The following is a 14260-nucleotide window of genomic DNA, read 5'->3' on the forward strand; positions in this document are numbered from 1 at the left end:
TGCGCGCTTCGCAAAAGCTGGACATTGATTGCGCGCTTCGCAAAAGCTGGACATTGATTCCGCTAAATCCCGGACAGCGCTTTCACTAAAGTCCGGACAGTTTGACGAGGTTGGTCCTCGGCAGCCTGGTTACCATCAGGGTTGATTGATTTCGCCGTTTTCCACAGCCGTCAAGAGGGGAGCGCTTTTTTGCTTTCGCATGCTCTCGCCCCGGAGGGTGATGCGGTGAGCATTGTGTACGATGCGGTCGAGTATGGCGTCGGCGACGGTGCTGTCGGCAATAAGGTCGTGCCAGCTTGCCACGGGGACTTGGGCTGTGATCAGGGTGGATTTTCTCTGATAGCGCTCCTCGACGATTTCGAAGAGGTGGAAGCGCTGCTGATCGGAGAGCGCATGTGTTCCAAAGTCATCGAGGATGAGGAGCTGGACGCGGGTGAGCTTGTCGATGAGGCGAGGGAAAGAGCCATCGAGGCGGGCAAGCGCGAGATCCTCGAACATGCGCGGCACGCGCACATAGAGGACGGAGTGACCGAGCCTTGCCGCTTGCCTGCCGAAGGCGCAGGCCAACCATGACTTGCCGGTGCCGGTGTGGCCGGTGATGATCAGGCCCTCATGGGCGGTGAGCCATTGCCCCTGGGCCAGCGCCATGGTGTTGCGCCGGTCGAGACCGCGGGCAGCGGCGAAGTCGATATCTTCGATACAGGCCTGGGCAAAGCGTAGCTTGGCGGAGGCGAGCCGGTTACGGATGCGCTTGTCGGCGCGCAGGGCGACTTCGCGGTCGAGCATCAGGCCGAGCCACTCATCGCGGCTGAGCTCATTGGTGCCGGACTGCTCGGTCAATTCGCGCCAGGCGGCGGCCATGCCCGTCAGCCCGAGGGCCTGCATCTGGTCGAGGGTGGGGTTTGTCAGCATTCTTGCTTCCTTCACTGATAGTAGGATCGGCCACGGATATTGGTATGCGCAGGCGTGGGGGCCGCATGTTCAGCCTGCGGTCTTTCCCGGTCGAGGCCGGATTTGAGGATGGAGGCGACGGAGGAATAGGTGACGGCATTGATGGTGAGCGCCCGCTCACAGGCCGCATCGAGGCGCTGCGATCCATAGCGCGGGGCCAGCGACAGAATGCCCATGGCCGAGCGGTATCCCTGTTCCGGATGCGGCCTGTCGCGCATCATGCGTTCGACCAGGATGGCGGCATTGGGGCCGATCTGGGTCGCACGGCCGATCAGATTGGCCGGCGTGGTGTTGGCATAGCGCTGATGTGCCTTGGGCATATGGTCGTTGATGGTAACGTGGCCGGAACGCTGGGAGCGGCGGACATGGCTGGCGACACGCTGGTGATCGTGGAAGATCTCGACTACCCGGTGGGTGAGCCGCACCTGCAGGGTGCATCCGATCAGTCGATGCGGCACAGAGTAGAAGGTCTTGTCGACCTCGACATGATAGTCCGGGTGAACCTTCGCCGACTTCCATTCCGCATATTCGAACGGCATCACCGGCAAAGGCTTCAATGCTGCCCGCTCGATCTCCTCGAACAGTTCGCGGCGACTTTTGCCGACGTGGCGCATCGTCCGGTTGTTCAGCTCCTCGAGCAATTCGGCAATCGCCGTGTTGAGGGCGGCAAGCGAGAAGAAGGTGCGGTTCCTGAGCCGGGCCAGAATCCAGCGTTCCACGATCAGCACCGCGCCTTCGACCCGGCCTTTGTCGCGCGGTTTCCTGCTGCGTGTCGGCAGGATCGTGGTGTCGTAATGCTCCGCCATGGCGGCGAACGTCGCAGTCAACGTCGGCTCGAACCAAAGGGCCTTGGCCACCCCCGATTTGAGGTTGTCGCACACGATTGCCTTGGTGACCCCACCATAGAAGGTCAGAGCACGCACCTGGCCGTCGATCCAATCCGGCAACTGCTGGCTAAAGCTGGCATGGGCGAAGGTCAGGTTGGAGGCGCCCAGCACCGCGACAAAGATTTGGGCCGGATGGATGACACCGGTCGCCGGATCGATCACCGGCATCGTCGGCCCGGCATAGTCCGTCTGCATCACGGCGCCCGCCGCGTGCCGATTGCGGAACGCTACACTCGTGCGCTGCCTAAAGGCGGCAACCTGCTCGCAGAACCACGTGAAGCCGTAACCATCGGGATGGTTGGCACGGTATTCCTGCCATAGAAGCGTCAGCGTCACCCCTTTGCGCTTCAGCTCCCGAACCACCACCGCCCAGTCCGGCTCGCTGAGATCGCGCGGCGGTCGACCGGCTCGGCCGAACAGCCGCCGCTCCAGCTTTGCATCCTCGTCCGCGCCGACTGGCAACGGCCACGAAAGCCCGGCCTCCCGAGCTCGAAGCAAATAGGTCGATACCGAGCTCTTGCCGATCTTCAGCCGCTCGGCAATCTCGCGCACCGAAAGACCCTCTTCGTGGGTCAGGCGCAGAATCGTCCGGATATCCCTCACTGTCGTTCGTCTTGCTTGCTTCCGTCTCGCCATCGGCCCCTCTCAACGTTGTCGTGAGAGGCTTAACCAACAAGACGGCGCAGCCGCGAACCAACCGCCAAACCGCCGCCGGAAAACTGTCCGGGATTTAGCGGAATCACTGTCCGGGAATTACTGAAAACGGTGTCCGGAGATTACCGGAAACCCTGTCCGGACTTTGCCGAAACCCGCATAAAACTGTCCGGGATTTAGCGGAATCACTGTCCGGGAATTACTGAAAACGGTGTCCGGAGATTACCGGAAACCCTGTCCGGACTTTGCCGAAACCCGCAGTTGGCATTCATCGAGCGCGAAATGCACTTGCGGAGGGCGATCACGGTCTCACGGCGGATCTTCTGCGAGATTTCGGGGTAGGGTGCCCCGGGCGAGGTGATCCCAGAGCGCTGCGTTGCTTGGGGCTGGGGCGTCGCTCTGGGATCATTAGCGCCAATGGTGCGGTTGGCGCTCAACCAGCAATGGCAGGACCATTTAGATTCGGCAATGCAACTAGGACCTTTGTCCGGATGGATCAGACTTAAGTCCTAGGTTGTGCTGTCCGCCGCTGCATGCAGGATCCTACATCGCCCGATGCGAGTTGGCTGGTCGGGGCAGCTCCTTGTTGACCTCCGTCCCTCCTGTCGGCTGCGGTGGGTTTATGGTTTCCGGACCTTCATAGTGGACAAGGAAAGGTGTCAACCTGCATTGGCAAGCGCTTGCATGTCTGCCACCTGTACGATCTTCAGCTTGTCGTCGGGTAGGGCGCGCTGCAGTGCGCGCGCTTCTTCCCACGGAGCCGCAAGCCATGTCGCGACCTCGTTCTTCGTCGTCAGAAGCACCGGCATCGCCTTTTGATGGATTGGCGCAACGACACCATTCGGTTCCGTCGTCAGGAATGCGTACAGGTCCAGCGTGACGAGCCCTTCCTTGATCTTGCGAACGCTGGTCCAATCCTTCACCCAAATGCCGGCGAAGAACATCAATGGGTCGTCCGCAGTGCTTGCGAACCACGCGTTTGGTATGCGGCCGCCCTCGACCTTGCTTGCTGGATCCGGTTCGGCAAAGCGGGTTACGGGGACGACGCAGCGGTTTTCTACTCCCAGCCAACGCTTCCAGTGTTTACTGGATGTGTTGCGAACATTGGTGGTCCCGCCATCGGGCTCCATCTTCACCAGTTCCTCGAAGTCGACCTCTTTCCCTTTAGCGCGGAGCTTGTCGGCGCGCTTCTTCGCGCCCTCGAAAAGCGCCTGGCTTGAGGACGGCATACCCCAGCGCACCATCGCCAGTTCGCGGCGATCCTGGTTGTTGCGAATGATCGGCGCGAAGCGATCGGGGTAGATGTCAACGGACGGCTCGAGGTTGCCGACCAGGTCATGCGTGACCGATACGAAATCGCGGATCGCCTGCTGGTTCGTGGTCAAATTGTAGAGATTGCACATCGTCATTGCCCCTCAGAAAAAGTCGTCTTTCCATACTGGCTTGCGAACCGTCTTGATCCTGACCAGCTTCCGGATGCGGAGCTTCCCAGTGTCGGCTCCCCGTGGCAACTCGAAAACTGCCCGTAAATAATCCTTGTGATTGCATTTCTCGCAGCGAAAGTGCGGAGCGATCTCGTCAATCGGCACATCACCGCAAAGCTGCAGGAGATCGCGACAGCGGTAGCGATGCGTGATGCGGCAATACATGCAGTCGATCCTGACGATCTGGCCGGTCTCCTCGGCCTTTGTCAGGGTATGCATGCGCTGCCGACGGGTTAAGCCATTCTGTTCCGGCATGGTCGTCAGCCTGAAGCGCTTGCGCTTTCTATAACTGCGGCGGCCGGATCGCGGCTCGGGCGCCACCCGCGCGTAAAGCCCAAGCTCATCGAAATTTCGGCCAGTGCGAGCTGTTCGCGCAAATGCCTGCAGTCGGCCAATAGGGTCCGGATGGTGGCCTCGGCATCGCCATTGTGCCATGCGAGGGCCGCGGCGAGTTCGTCAGGCGTCTGATCGACATCGTCGGTCTGGGTGGTTTGCTGAGCGGCGGACATGGTTTCTCCTTGTCCGGGGGGCCTTCCCGGAGCGTTCGTCTTGTAGGTTTTAGGTTGGCGGCCGCATCGCCGGTGAAATTAGAACTTCTTGGCCGGTGGCTATTCAATCCGGTGTTCGAAGTAATACCGATTGGGCGCTACACTGCCGTGGACATAGCCGAATGCGCGCCACTTCGTGCAGCCGGAATGCTCGCAAAGGTGCTCGACCAGGCCGCTTTCTACTCTCTTTGTGGCGCCGATTTCGTCACTCATGCTGCCTGCTTTCCCGCTGTGATGTTCCTAATATGTTCTCGCGATCGCAAGAGTCAATGTCCCTACTTGGGGCGGTTGCTTTTTGATCGATCGCTAATATATTGTACAACTCTAACTTTAGGAATTTGATGGCACGGGGGAGACATGCGCCATCAGCATGGCAGAGTTCCACAGCGACGGAGATCACTGCTACGAGATGCGCCGGCCCTGCTTGTCCTTGTAGGCGCCGCAGGCATCGCAGGCGTGACGTCGATCGAGGAGTGGATTTCAGACCCCTCGAAGCTGCTTTCGATGGTCGATCCCGGTTGCACTATCAAAGGCAATGTCAGCATCAATACCGGCGAGCGGATCTACCACGTGCCAGGTCAGGCGCTTTATTCAGAGACCGTGATCAATTCGCATTACGGAGAACGGTGGTTCTGCAGTGAGGCCGAAGCGCGGGCCGCTGGATGGCGAAAAGCACGGCCTTAGCCCTGAGGTGTCACCAAGCGTTGAGAGATCAACGACACGCCGAACGGACGGCTCAGATCTGCTTGAGAGACCCGAGCTGTCTGTTTCATGTCTGCGGCTTTGCGCTGCTAGCGAAGCCACTCGTTCCAGCGTTGCAGCAGTTGCGCCGCATTGGCGTTGATCCACTCTGAATCGGGGACAACCATATAATCCCGGACCTCGTCTGCATGCGGCATCGTCTTGCGCACGTCTTCCGACATCAAGGCGATCGCCTCGGTGCTTGGCGGCGTACACGACAGCAATTGGCACGCCTTTGCCTGCGCCTCCGGCGAATTCAGCCAAAAAGCCATCAGCTTCAGCGCGTTCTCACGGTTGCCAGCACCCCTGACAAGCGCAATTCGGTCTCCAACCAAAAACGATGCCTTGTAGGACCAGGCGATCGGCAACCCTTCGTTCTGCATCGCCTTTGCGCGCGTCAGCCATATCTGTCCAACTGAATAGTCGCCATTGCGAAACCCTTGCACACTCTGGTCGCCGGTCTTCCACCACACCGAAACTGCGGGCCGGATCTCGTCGAGTTTTCTTAACGCGCGCTCGACGTCAAGCGGAAACAGCTCCTCACGGCTGACACCATCGGCAAGCAATGCCGCTGCCATCACACGCCATGGATCATCGAAGTTCGGAAAAGCACGCTCACCCGGAAACGTCTTGCTGTCCCACATATCGGCCCAGGTCTGCGGCGTCGGATTTCCTTCGCCAGTTCGATAGGCGAGCAATGTGGCTGTCGATTGCAAAAGCGCACCGCCGGCTGCACAGGCGTTGGCACCGAGATCCCTCCGTCCGGCGAACTGTTTGCAGAAATCCGTCAGGTCTTCGGTGACCGCCTTGTGTGCCTTGGATGCCGCCTGGATTTCACCATCGAGATAGAGATCCCAGGTGACATTTCCAGTTTTCACCATTGCCGCGACCTTGGCGCGCATTTCCGCGTTTGTCGCAACGACAGTTACGACCCTTATCCCGGTCGACTTCGTGAAGGGATCGAACCAGGCCTCCTTCAGCGCGCGGTCGTAGGCACCGCCCGTCGAAGCGATGACCACCTGCTCTGCTGCAAGCGATACGGAGGACCAGGTTAGCAGAGGCAAGACGCAGGCAATCCGGTGTATTCTAGTCCAACGCAGCGGAATCGAAATCATGGCTGTTTTCCTTTGTAGGATTAGCAGGGAAATGGAAAGCGTCGCTGTGATCAGTTTCGCTTTTGGGCATTGGCCAAATGAATGGCGCCCATCAACATGAGGGAAATGGCCACCAGCACTGTCGAGACCGCGGCGATGACCGGCGTGAGGTTGAAGTCGATATCTTCGAACATCTTTCGTCCGATCGACTTGCCGCCAATATCCGAGATGAAGAACGCGACCGTCGCTTCATCGAACGAAGCCAGAAAAGCGAACACAGCCCCTGCCGCCACACCCGGTGCAATATTGGGCAAGACCACAAGGACGAAGGCCTGAAGCCTGTTGGCCCCGCAGTTCAATGCTGCCAGTTCCAGCGCGGGGTCGAAACGTTGCAGCGCCGCCGTCACCGTGATCATCACGTAAGGTGTGGCAAGCACGGTATGGGCGATGAGAAAGCCGAAGAAGTTGCCCGTAAGCTGCAGCGGCGAGAACACCAGATATAGTGCGACCCCAAGGACAATGTGCGGCACGATCATCGGCCCAAGCGCAAGAGCCTGAAGCGCCGATCTGAAGGGGAGGCGCCCTCTCACGATCGCCAGCGCGGCCATCGTGCCAGTAATCGTGGCCGTCGCAGTCGTAGCAAGCGCGATCTTGAGGCTGAACCAGGTTGCCGCCATCCAGTCCGGGTCACTGAAATAGGCACGGTACCATTTGAGGCTCAACCCGCTCGGAGGAAACTCAATATAGTCCTTTTCGCTGAGTGACATGGGGATGACGATGAGCGTTGGCAGCAGCAAGAAGAAAAGGACGCAACCGATCACGACAGCCAGAGTGATCATGCCGACGGTCTTGGCAAAGACGTGGAAGGCTGACGCGGCGTAATGGTCGCGAACCAGGGACAGACGATTTGGCGAACGTGCGAGATCAATGGACACTGTGCAATCCCTTGCTGAGCGAGAGCGTCTTTCGAAACAGGAAGACGAAGATGAGCGTCACGGTTAAAAGCACCGACGAAAGCGCTGCGGCGAACGGCCAGTCGAGCAGAACAGTCGTCTGCTGTCCGATCAACGTTGCCATCAGCATAGATCCCGGGCCGCCGACCAACGCCGGCGTGATGTAAAAGCCCAGGGCAAGGACAAAGCACAGGACGCTGCCCGCAAAGACACCCGGCAGGCTAAGCGGCAAGGTGACACTGATGAATGCGCGAAACGCTCCAGCACCAAGATTGCGCGCTGCCCTGACATAGTCGGGCGGCAAGGTCCGCAATGTCGAATAGATTGGCAGGATCATGAACGGCATCAACACATGCGTCATTGCCACAATGACCGCGCCCTGCGTGTAGATCAGCTTCAGCGGTCCGTCGGTGATACCGACATCCGCCAAAAGTGTATTCACGATGCCATTGCGCTGGAGAAGAACCACCCACGCGTAGGACCTGACCAGAACCGATGTCCACAGGGGTATGAAGACGCAGGCCGCAACCACCATGGCAACGCCATGTCGCAACCGCGCCATCAGATAGGCGACGGGAAAGCCGAGAAGCAGGCTTGCAATCGTCACAACGAATGCAACCTTCACCGTGCTCGCCAACACGCCGAGATAGAGCGGCTCGGCAGCAAGCCGCCGATAGTGATCAAGGCTTCCGCCCTCAAAACTCAGCGCAACCAGCCGGGTGACGGGATAGACGAACCCGAGGACCAGTGCGGCGACAAGTGGCGTCACCAAGCAGACCGAAACGCTACGCGAATAAAACCGTGCGGATGCCTCAGTCGATCGTGGCTGGCGTGCGGCCATGGCCTGCGAAACTTCGGAAAGGCCGCTCATGCCGCATGCCTTTCCGTTTCTGGAAACAAGTGAATGGCTCCATCATCGAGCAGAAGGTCAACCTGATCTCGCTCGTGAAATGGCAATCCTCCATCGGCCGGCAGCTGTATCTGCAACACAACGTCCGGGCGGCTTTCCAGCCGTACCATGACAATATGGACAGAGCCCACAAAGACACAGGTCTCCACGACAGCCGCAAGGCAGCCCGCACCACCTTCACCACACCTGGCAACCCGAACCCGCTCCGGGCGTATCGCAAGCTTTACTGTTTGCCCGGCCGATGGGCCGACATTTCGCGGACCTTGTGAACGAATGGAAAGAACAGTGTCGTCGGAAAGACGCACCACGGCCGTGCCACCTGCGTTCTCGAGGCAACTGCCTTCGATGAAGTTCATGCGACCGATAAAATCGGCAACAAATGCGGAATTCGGATGCCGATAGAGTTCTGTGGGAGGACCGAATTGCATCAACTCGCCGCCGGCCATAACCGCAACGCGGTCTGACATGGTCAGGGCCTCGTCCTGATCATGCGTCACATAGACAACCGTAGCGCCCAGCCGCTCTTGCAGGCGCTTGATTTCGAACTGCATCGCCTCTCGCAGCTTCTTGTCCAGCGCACCCAATGGTTCATCCATCAACAGAACAGGCGGCTCGAATGCCAGCGCTCGGGCTAATGCAACGCGCTGCTGTTGGCCGCCGGACAATTGTTGGGGGTAGCGCTCCCCATAACTTGAGAGCTGCACGAGTTCGAGCATCTCCTCGACCCGTGTGGCAATCCGCGTCTTGTTCGATCGGCCCCGCATCCGCAACGGAAATGCGATGTTTTGATGCACCGTCAGATGCGGAAAAAGAGCGTACTTTTGAAACACCATGCCGATGCCACGCCGGTTGGGAGCAACATGCGTTACATCTCGTCCTCCAATGACGATCTTGCCGGCGCTCGGTCCCTCAAATCCCGCGATCATGTTCAGCGCGGTTGTCTTGCCGGAACCGGAAGGACCGACAAGCGAAACAAACTCACCGGCACTGATTTCAAGCGACAGGCTCGTGACGGCCCTAACACTGCCAAAATGCTTTTCGAGCCCAACAAGCGATAAATATTGACCAATCAATTCTGACTTTCCTTTCAACTGTTCCGGTGACGCTCTGTGGCGTCTAACCTCTCAAGGGCCCGTTTGACGGCCCCGTACCAACAATCCCATCGGGCGACCCGCAGGCGCAGCCAGGGCAAATCAACGGCGATGTAAAAATCCGCGCCAACCTGGCAGGCGGCACCCGTGACGATAATCAAGAAAGCTGCTAGGACTCGTTGATGCGACAAAAGCTTTGCAGAACTTTCATATTTCATTTTTGTTGCATCAAAAATTTGCATTGTCAACTGAGTGAGAGGTTTGAATGGCGGTCCCTGTGAGCGAGTTGGCCAATATTGATCGTGCGGCGGAGAACCTTGGCGATGCGGCGTATCGCCAGATGAAGGAGCGGATTATCCGTGGCGTCTACCGTCCGGGGCATAAGTTGACGGTGAGGGCGGTTGCCCAGGACTTGGATGTCAGTACTACTCCTGCGCGTGACGCCATCAATCGGCTCGCAAGCGAAGCGGCGCTCGTCTATGCCGGCCCAAAGACGGTCGTCGTGCCTGTCCTTGATGCAAAAGCCCTGCAGGAGATCACGCTTATTCGGTTGGCGCTCGAGGGGTTGGCTGCGCAGCAGGCCGCCGAACATGTTGTCCCGCAGGACGTGCAGGCCCTTAGGTCTCTGCAAAAACAAATTAATTCAGCACTTGACGCTGAGCGGTACGCAGATGCCCTGTGGCACAACAAGGAGTTCCATTTCGCGATCTTCCGGCTGGCAAAATTGCCGCACCTTGTTTCGATGATCGAAACCCTTTGGTTACGGATCGGCCCCTCCCTGCACGATCTCTACCCGGAATTTGCAAAGGAGCGGTTTGGTGTTCACAACCATGAGGTTGCGATGGAGGCGCTCGAGGAGCGCGATGGTGCAGCCGTCCGGGCTGCAATGGAGAATGATATTCGCGACGGCTATCGGCGTCTGAGGCGAGCCTGTCGCGAAAGGGCGATTGGCTCCGCGCAATAGAGAATTTGTTGCATGGACTTGACTGTTGGGTTTTTTGTTGCAACAAAAGTGTAAAGCTCGTACAAACGACGAGCCGAATTTGTTGCTCAGAAAGCCCAAGCCATGTCAGTTCAAGGAATTCATGCCGCGCAGGCCTCGCCTGCACGGACTAAATCGACACGTCTATTCCGTCGCGCAGTGCCGGTTTTCCCCGGTGGTGTGACCCGCGCCACGGTGGAGAAAGATCCTATCCCGTTTTACGTCGCGTACGGGGAGGGCGCCTATCTGGTTGACGTCGATGGCAATCGTCTCCTCGACCTCAACAATAACTTTACGACCCTTATTCATGGACACGGCTTCGAGCCGGTCCGTCAGGCTGCAAGCGATCTTATGCGGACGGGAACGTGCTTTGCCAACCCGACGCAACACGAGATCGGGCTTGCCGAGTTGCTTGTTGATCGTATCCCGGCCATCGAACAAGTGCGCTTCGTCAACAGCGGCACCGAAGCGGTGATGTTCGCAATCAAAGCCGCCCGCGCATTCACGGGCCGACCTGGAATTGTCAGGGTCGAAGGTGCCTATCACGGCGCTTATGATTGGGCCGAGGCCGGGCAGGCGGTGGCCTCAAACCCAGACGATCGGGCAGCAATCTCACGGGCAATACCTGCCTACCATGGCACTCCTGCAAGTGTCGCCGATGACGTCCATCTCATTCGCTTCAACGACGTGGACGGACTTGAGCAACGCCTACACGCCTTGCGTGACCGTGTCGCCTGCCTGTTGATCGATCCGATGCCCAGCCGCGCCGGTCTTCTTCATCCCAATGCCACCTTCATCGAGGCACTGAGTTCGGCTGCACGCAAGCATGGCATTCTCATCATCGCCGATGAGGTTCTCAATCTCAGGCAGGGCTACGCAGGAGCCTCGCCGCGCTACGGGCTCACCCCCGATCTCGTCACGGCCGGCAAAATCATCGGTGGTGGGTTCCCGATCGGCGCGATCGGTGGACGTGAAGAGATCATGCGGGTTTTCGGTACACAGGTGAACAAGCCTCTGCTGCTGCAGGGCGGCACATTTTCCGCCAATCCCGTCTCCATGGTCGCCGGTCGCGTCGCCATGGAAGCAATGACACATGATAGCTTCAATCACCTGGAGGCGCTTGGAGAACGGCTGCGTGACGGCCTTCGAAGCAGCATCAGCCGCGTTGACGCGCCATTCTCTGTCACCGGCGCAGCTTCGCTGTTTCGAATACACCCCAAAACCAATGCACCAACCGAGTTTCGAGAAGCTTTGCTGAGCGATGCGGAAGGCCTCGTGATGAGGGGACTTGCACGGCATTTCCTTCAACGCGGCATCCTCCTTCCCCATGGCGCCGCAGCCAGCCTTTCGACACCAATGACCAACAGCGACATCGACCTCATCCTCGCTGCCTTCGATGATTTCCTGAGTGTTCACGCCGCCAACGAGAGGGCGCAATCATGACCAATGCCGCAACTGAAACTGTCGCCGAGCGCATTGCCCACATCCTTTGCCGCCACCAGGTGGAAGTCATCTTCGCCCAGAGCCTTCCCTCGGCAGTTATTCTCGCAGCGGAGGCGGCTGGCATCAAACAGATCGCCTATAGGCAAGAAAACATGGGCGGGGCGATGGCCGACGGATATGCCCGCATATCAGGCAAAGTCGCTGTGGTTGCCGCCCAGAACGGTCCTGCCGCGACACTTCTTGTCCCGCCTCTTGCGGAAGCCTTAAAGGCGAGTGTTCCGATCGTTGCGCTCGTTCAGGATGTCGAACGCGACCAAACAGACAGAAACGCATTCCAGGATTTCGACCAGATCGCGCTCTTTCAATCCTGCGCCAAATGGGTCCGGCGCGTTCAAGTCCCAGACCGGATTGACGACTATATCGACGCCGCCTTTACCGCAGCTGCATCCGGCCGCCCGGGGCCAGCAGTCTTGCTCCTACCTGCCGATCTGTTGCGCGCGCCGGCTCAGCCGGCCACCCTTCCGAGATCAAAATGCCTCGGCCGATGGCCACTTGATCGCACGCGTCCCTCTGAAGAAGCCCTCGATGAGGTGGCACGGCGAATTGCATCGGCGAAGGCGCCTATCATCGTTGCAGGTGGCGGCGTGCATGGCTCAGGCGCCGCAGAAGAGCTGACAGCTTTGCAGCATGAAGCAAGCCTGCCGGTGATAACCACCAATATGGGCAAGGGGGTGGTCGATGAGTTTCATCCATTGTCTGCCGGTGTCCTTGGATCATTGACCGGCCCACGCTCGCTCGGACGTCACTCGCTGCCTTTGATTGAAGAAGCTGATCTTGTCCTTCTGGTCGGTACGCGAACCAATCAAAATGGAACGGACAACTGGCGCCAAATTCCAACCTCTGCGACAATCGTACATATCGATGTCGATCCGGCAGAGATCGGACGGAATTATGAGGCAATCCGCCTCGTTGGCGACGCCGCGGAAACACTTTCGGCCCTTCGGGAAGCACTTGGTCGCGTCGACCTTACGCGTCGCAATAATGATCGTGCGCGATTGGAGGAGCGCATCAAAGGCTTCTGGACCGCGTTCGAAAGTGATCGTTTAGACGTTGCAACCGCGACTTCCGGGCCCATCCGTCCGGAAAGAGTGATGGCCGAGCTTCAGTCCCTACTGACCGCTGACATGATGGTCGTCGCCGATGCCTCCTATTCCTCGATGTGGGTTGTCGGGCAGTTGCGTGCACCAGGCGTCATGCGGTTTATCACGCCTCGCGGTCTCGCAGGACTTGGTTGGGGTGTGCCGCTCGCGATCGGGGCTAAGGCTGCCCGTCCACAAAGCCCTGTCGTTGCTCTCGTTGGCGATGGCGGCTTCGCCCATAGTTGGGCGGAGCTCGAAACCATGGTGCGCATGCAACTTCCCGTTCTCATCATCGTTTTGAACAACGGCATCCTTGGTTTCCAAAGGGATGCGGAGACCGTGAAATTCGGCAGATACACGACGGCATGCCATTTCGCCGACGTCGACCATGTGCAGATCGCCAAGGCTTGCGGCTGCCCCGCGGTCCGCGTTGAAGATCCTTGTGATCTGGCCGATCTGCTCAAAAGCAGCATCAATGCTGAGGGACCAATGTTGATTGAGGTCATGACAGACCCGGAAGCACATCCTCCTCTTTCTCTCTTTGCCAATATGGATGCGGCAGCATGACAAATCGCCAAACGGAAAGGATCGCCGTGGTGACCGGCGGCACGACAGGTATTGGGCTGGCAACAGCCCAATACCTTCTCGCACGCGGCCACCGGGTTGCGATCTTCGGTCAAAACGAAGGGCATGTGCGAAACGCCAAGGACGATCTTACCCGTGAATTTGGTGCTGAGCGCCTGTTCGCGCGCACCGTTGATCTCGTGCAACCACCTCAGATCACCGCATTCTTTCGTGAGCTCGAGCAAAGCTGGGGAAGTGCTGGTGTTCTCGTTTGCAATGCCGGGGTCTCGCCGAAGGGTGTCGACGGTCCGTCCCCCTTCGATGAGGTCGACCTTAAAGAGTGGAACTCAGTTCTTTCGGTCAATCTAACCGGTGCAATGTTGTGCTGCCAGGCGGTGTTGCCAGGCATGGTCCGGCATGGATTCGGACGCATCGTGTTCGTTGGTTCGATCGCCGGGCGAACGCTTCCCCGCATCGCCGGTAGCGCTTACGTAACCTCTAAGGCAGCAATGGCTGGTCTCGCGCGTTCGCTTGTCTGGCCTTATGGCGCCCACGGCGTCACAGCCAACGTCGTTGCTCCGGGCAGAATTGCGACCGCCATGGCCGGTGCTATCAGCGCGCCAACCAATCAGGCGGCTATTGCGCGCATTCCCGCTGGCCGAATGGGCGTCCCGAACGAAGTTGCTGCTGCCATAGGCTTTCTCGCCGGCGATGAAGCCGCCTTCGTCAACGGGGCAATCTTGGATGTCAATGGCGGCGAGTACGCGCCAGCGTGAGGCTGAAGTTGAGCGTTTTCCGCAAAGGAGGATAGATGAACGG

At 58.8% G+C, this 14260-nt stretch carries 15 protein-coding genes; 5 read left to right on the forward strand and 10 right to left on the reverse strand.

From position 1 onward, the window contains the following. Window positions 1-135 precede the first annotated feature (135 nt). The 6 genes from istB to ASD52_RS39285 all read right to left on the reverse strand — a co-directional run bounded on the left by istB (window position 136) and on the right by ASD52_RS39285 (window position 4737). On the reverse strand, window positions 136-912 hold the full coding sequence (istB, locus tag ASD52_RS10580) for an IS21-like element ISRsp2 family helper ATPase IstB (RefSeq protein ID WP_025428902.1): 777 nt from the start codon (window positions 910-912) through the stop codon (window positions 136-138). Between the two features lie 11 nt (window positions 913-923). Next, window positions 924-2474, reverse strand: a complete 1551-nt coding sequence (istA, locus tag ASD52_RS10585) for an IS21 family transposase (protein ID WP_025428901.1) — start codon at window positions 2472-2474, stop codon at window positions 924-926. Between the two features lie 677 nt (window positions 2475-3151). Beyond that, window positions 3152-3895 (reverse strand): SOS response-associated peptidase, encoded by a 744-nt coding sequence (locus ASD52_RS10590; RefSeq protein WP_057224324.1) that lies wholly within the window; start codon window positions 3893-3895, stop codon window positions 3152-3154. A 12-nt stretch (window positions 3896-3907) separates the two neighbouring features. Then, window positions 3908-4231, reverse strand: a complete 324-nt coding sequence (locus ASD52_RS10595) for a hypothetical protein (RefSeq protein ID WP_063963246.1) — start codon at window positions 4229-4231, stop codon at window positions 3908-3910. A gap of 5 nt (window positions 4232-4236) precedes the next feature. Beyond that, window positions 4237-4485 carry a hypothetical protein gene (locus tag ASD52_RS10600; protein ID WP_057206290.1) on the reverse strand — a complete coding sequence of 83 codons (249 nt, stop codon included), beginning with the start codon at window positions 4483-4485 and terminating at the stop codon, window positions 4237-4239. Between the two features lie 99 nt (window positions 4486-4584). Next, complete coding sequence (locus ASD52_RS39285) at window positions 4585-4737, reverse strand: hypothetical protein (protein ID WP_164474987.1); 153 nt, start codon at window positions 4735-4737, stop codon at window positions 4585-4587. A 144-nt stretch (window positions 4738-4881) separates the two neighbouring features. Between ASD52_RS39285 and ASD52_RS10605 the strand changes: the two genes are divergently transcribed. Then, a complete protein-coding gene (locus ASD52_RS10605; RefSeq protein WP_082571787.1) occupies window positions 4882-5208 on the forward strand; it encodes a hypothetical protein in 327 nt (108 codons plus the stop codon). A gap of 107 nt (window positions 5209-5315) precedes the next feature. On the opposite strand, the gene ASD52_RS10610 is transcribed toward ASD52_RS10605, so the two are convergent. The 4 genes from ASD52_RS10610 to ASD52_RS10625 form a co-directional block, all read right to left on the reverse strand. Continuing rightward, window positions 5316-6380: an ABC transporter substrate-binding protein gene (locus tag ASD52_RS10610; protein WP_057206292.1), complete on the reverse strand. Its 1065-nt coding sequence runs from the start codon at window positions 6378-6380 to the stop codon at window positions 5316-5318. 50 nt (window positions 6381-6430) lie between these two features. Further along, the gene (locus ASD52_RS10615) at window positions 6431-7198 is read right to left on the reverse strand and encodes an ABC transporter permease (RefSeq protein WP_057206433.1); all 768 of its coding nucleotides are present in this window, start codon (window positions 7196-7198) and stop codon (window positions 6431-6433) included. An 85-nt stretch (window positions 7199-7283) separates the two neighbouring features. Further along, window positions 7284-8153: an ABC transporter permease gene (locus ASD52_RS10620; RefSeq protein ID WP_244497455.1), complete on the reverse strand. Its 870-nt coding sequence runs from the start codon at window positions 8151-8153 to the stop codon at window positions 7284-7286. 26 nt (window positions 8154-8179) lie between these two features. Beyond that, window positions 8180-9295, reverse strand: coding sequence for an ABC transporter ATP-binding protein (locus ASD52_RS10625; RefSeq protein ID WP_057206296.1), 1116 nt, complete (start codon window positions 9293-9295; stop codon window positions 8180-8182). Between the two features lie 283 nt (window positions 9296-9578). Between ASD52_RS10625 and ASD52_RS10630 the strand changes: the two genes are divergently transcribed. The 4 genes from ASD52_RS10630 to fabG all read left to right on the forward strand — a co-directional run bounded on the left by ASD52_RS10630 (window position 9579) and on the right by fabG (window position 14217). After that, entirely contained in the window at window positions 9579-10277 is a 699-nt protein-coding gene (locus tag ASD52_RS10630) for a GntR family transcriptional regulator (protein ID WP_057206299.1), read from the forward strand. Window positions 10278-10379: 102 nt separating this feature from the next. Beyond that, a complete protein-coding gene (locus ASD52_RS10635) occupies window positions 10380-11738 on the forward strand; it encodes an aspartate aminotransferase family protein (RefSeq protein WP_057224225.1) in 1359 nt (452 codons plus the stop codon). Then, window positions 11735-13444, forward strand: a complete 1710-nt coding sequence (locus ASD52_RS10640; protein WP_057206303.1) for an acetolactate synthase catalytic subunit — start codon at window positions 11735-11737, stop codon at window positions 13442-13444. Before ASD52_RS10635 ends, ASD52_RS10640 begins: the two co-directional genes overlap by 4 nt. Beyond that, window positions 13441-14217 (forward strand): 3-oxoacyl-ACP reductase FabG, encoded by a 777-nt coding sequence (fabG, locus tag ASD52_RS10645; protein WP_057206305.1) that lies wholly within the window; start codon window positions 13441-13443, stop codon window positions 14215-14217. Before ASD52_RS10640 ends, fabG begins: the two co-directional genes overlap by 4 nt. Window positions 14218-14260: the final 43 nt, after the last annotated feature.

This window comes from Ensifer sp. Root142 (assembly GCF_001426785.1).
Lineage (GTDB): Bacteria > Pseudomonadota > Alphaproteobacteria > Rhizobiales > Rhizobiaceae > Ensifer > Ensifer canadensis.

Excerpts from the sequence above, each read along its gene's own strand:
- istB (WP_025428902.1), bottom strand. The coding sequence starts at position 912 with ATGCTGACAAACCCCACCCTCGACCAGATGCAGGCCCTCGGGCTGACG.
- istA (WP_025428901.1), bottom strand. The coding sequence starts at position 2,474 with ATGGCGAGACGGAAGCAAGCAAGACGAACGACAGTGAGGGATATCCGG.
- ASD52_RS10590 (WP_057224324.1), bottom strand. The coding sequence starts at position 3,895 with ATGTGCAATCTCTACAATTTGACCACGAACCAGCAGGCGATCCGCGAT.
- ASD52_RS10595 (WP_063963246.1), bottom strand. The coding sequence starts at position 4,231 with ATGCCGGAACAGAATGGCTTAACCCGTCGGCAGCGCATGCATACCCTG.
- ASD52_RS10600 (WP_057206290.1), bottom strand. The coding sequence starts at position 4,485 with ATGTCCGCCGCTCAGCAAACCACCCAGACCGACGATGTCGATCAGACG.
- ASD52_RS39285 (WP_164474987.1), bottom strand. The coding sequence starts at position 4,737 with ATGAGTGACGAAATCGGCGCCACAAAGAGAGTAGAAAGCGGCCTGGTC.
- ASD52_RS10605 (WP_082571787.1), top strand. The coding sequence starts at position 4,882 with ATGCGCCATCAGCATGGCAGAGTTCCACAGCGACGGAGATCACTGCTA.
- ASD52_RS10610 (WP_057206292.1), bottom strand. The coding sequence starts at position 6,380 with ATGATTTCGATTCCGCTGCGTTGGACTAGAATACACCGGATTGCCTGC.
- ASD52_RS10615 (WP_057206433.1), bottom strand. The coding sequence starts at position 7,198 with ATGATCACTCTGGCTGTCGTGATCGGTTGCGTCCTTTTCTTCTTGCTG.
- ASD52_RS10620 (WP_244497455.1), bottom strand. The coding sequence starts at position 8,153 with ATGGCCGCACGCCAGCCACGATCGACTGAGGCATCCGCACGGTTTTAT.
- ASD52_RS10630 (WP_057206299.1), top strand. The coding sequence starts at position 9,579 with ATGGCGGTCCCTGTGAGCGAGTTGGCCAATATTGATCGTGCGGCGGAG.
- ASD52_RS10635 (WP_057224225.1), top strand. The coding sequence starts at position 10,380 with ATGTCAGTTCAAGGAATTCATGCCGCGCAGGCCTCGCCTGCACGGACT.
- ASD52_RS10640 (WP_057206303.1), top strand. The coding sequence starts at position 11,735 with ATGACCAATGCCGCAACTGAAACTGTCGCCGAGCGCATTGCCCACATC.
- fabG (WP_057206305.1), top strand. The coding sequence starts at position 13,441 with ATGACAAATCGCCAAACGGAAAGGATCGCCGTGGTGACCGGCGGCACG.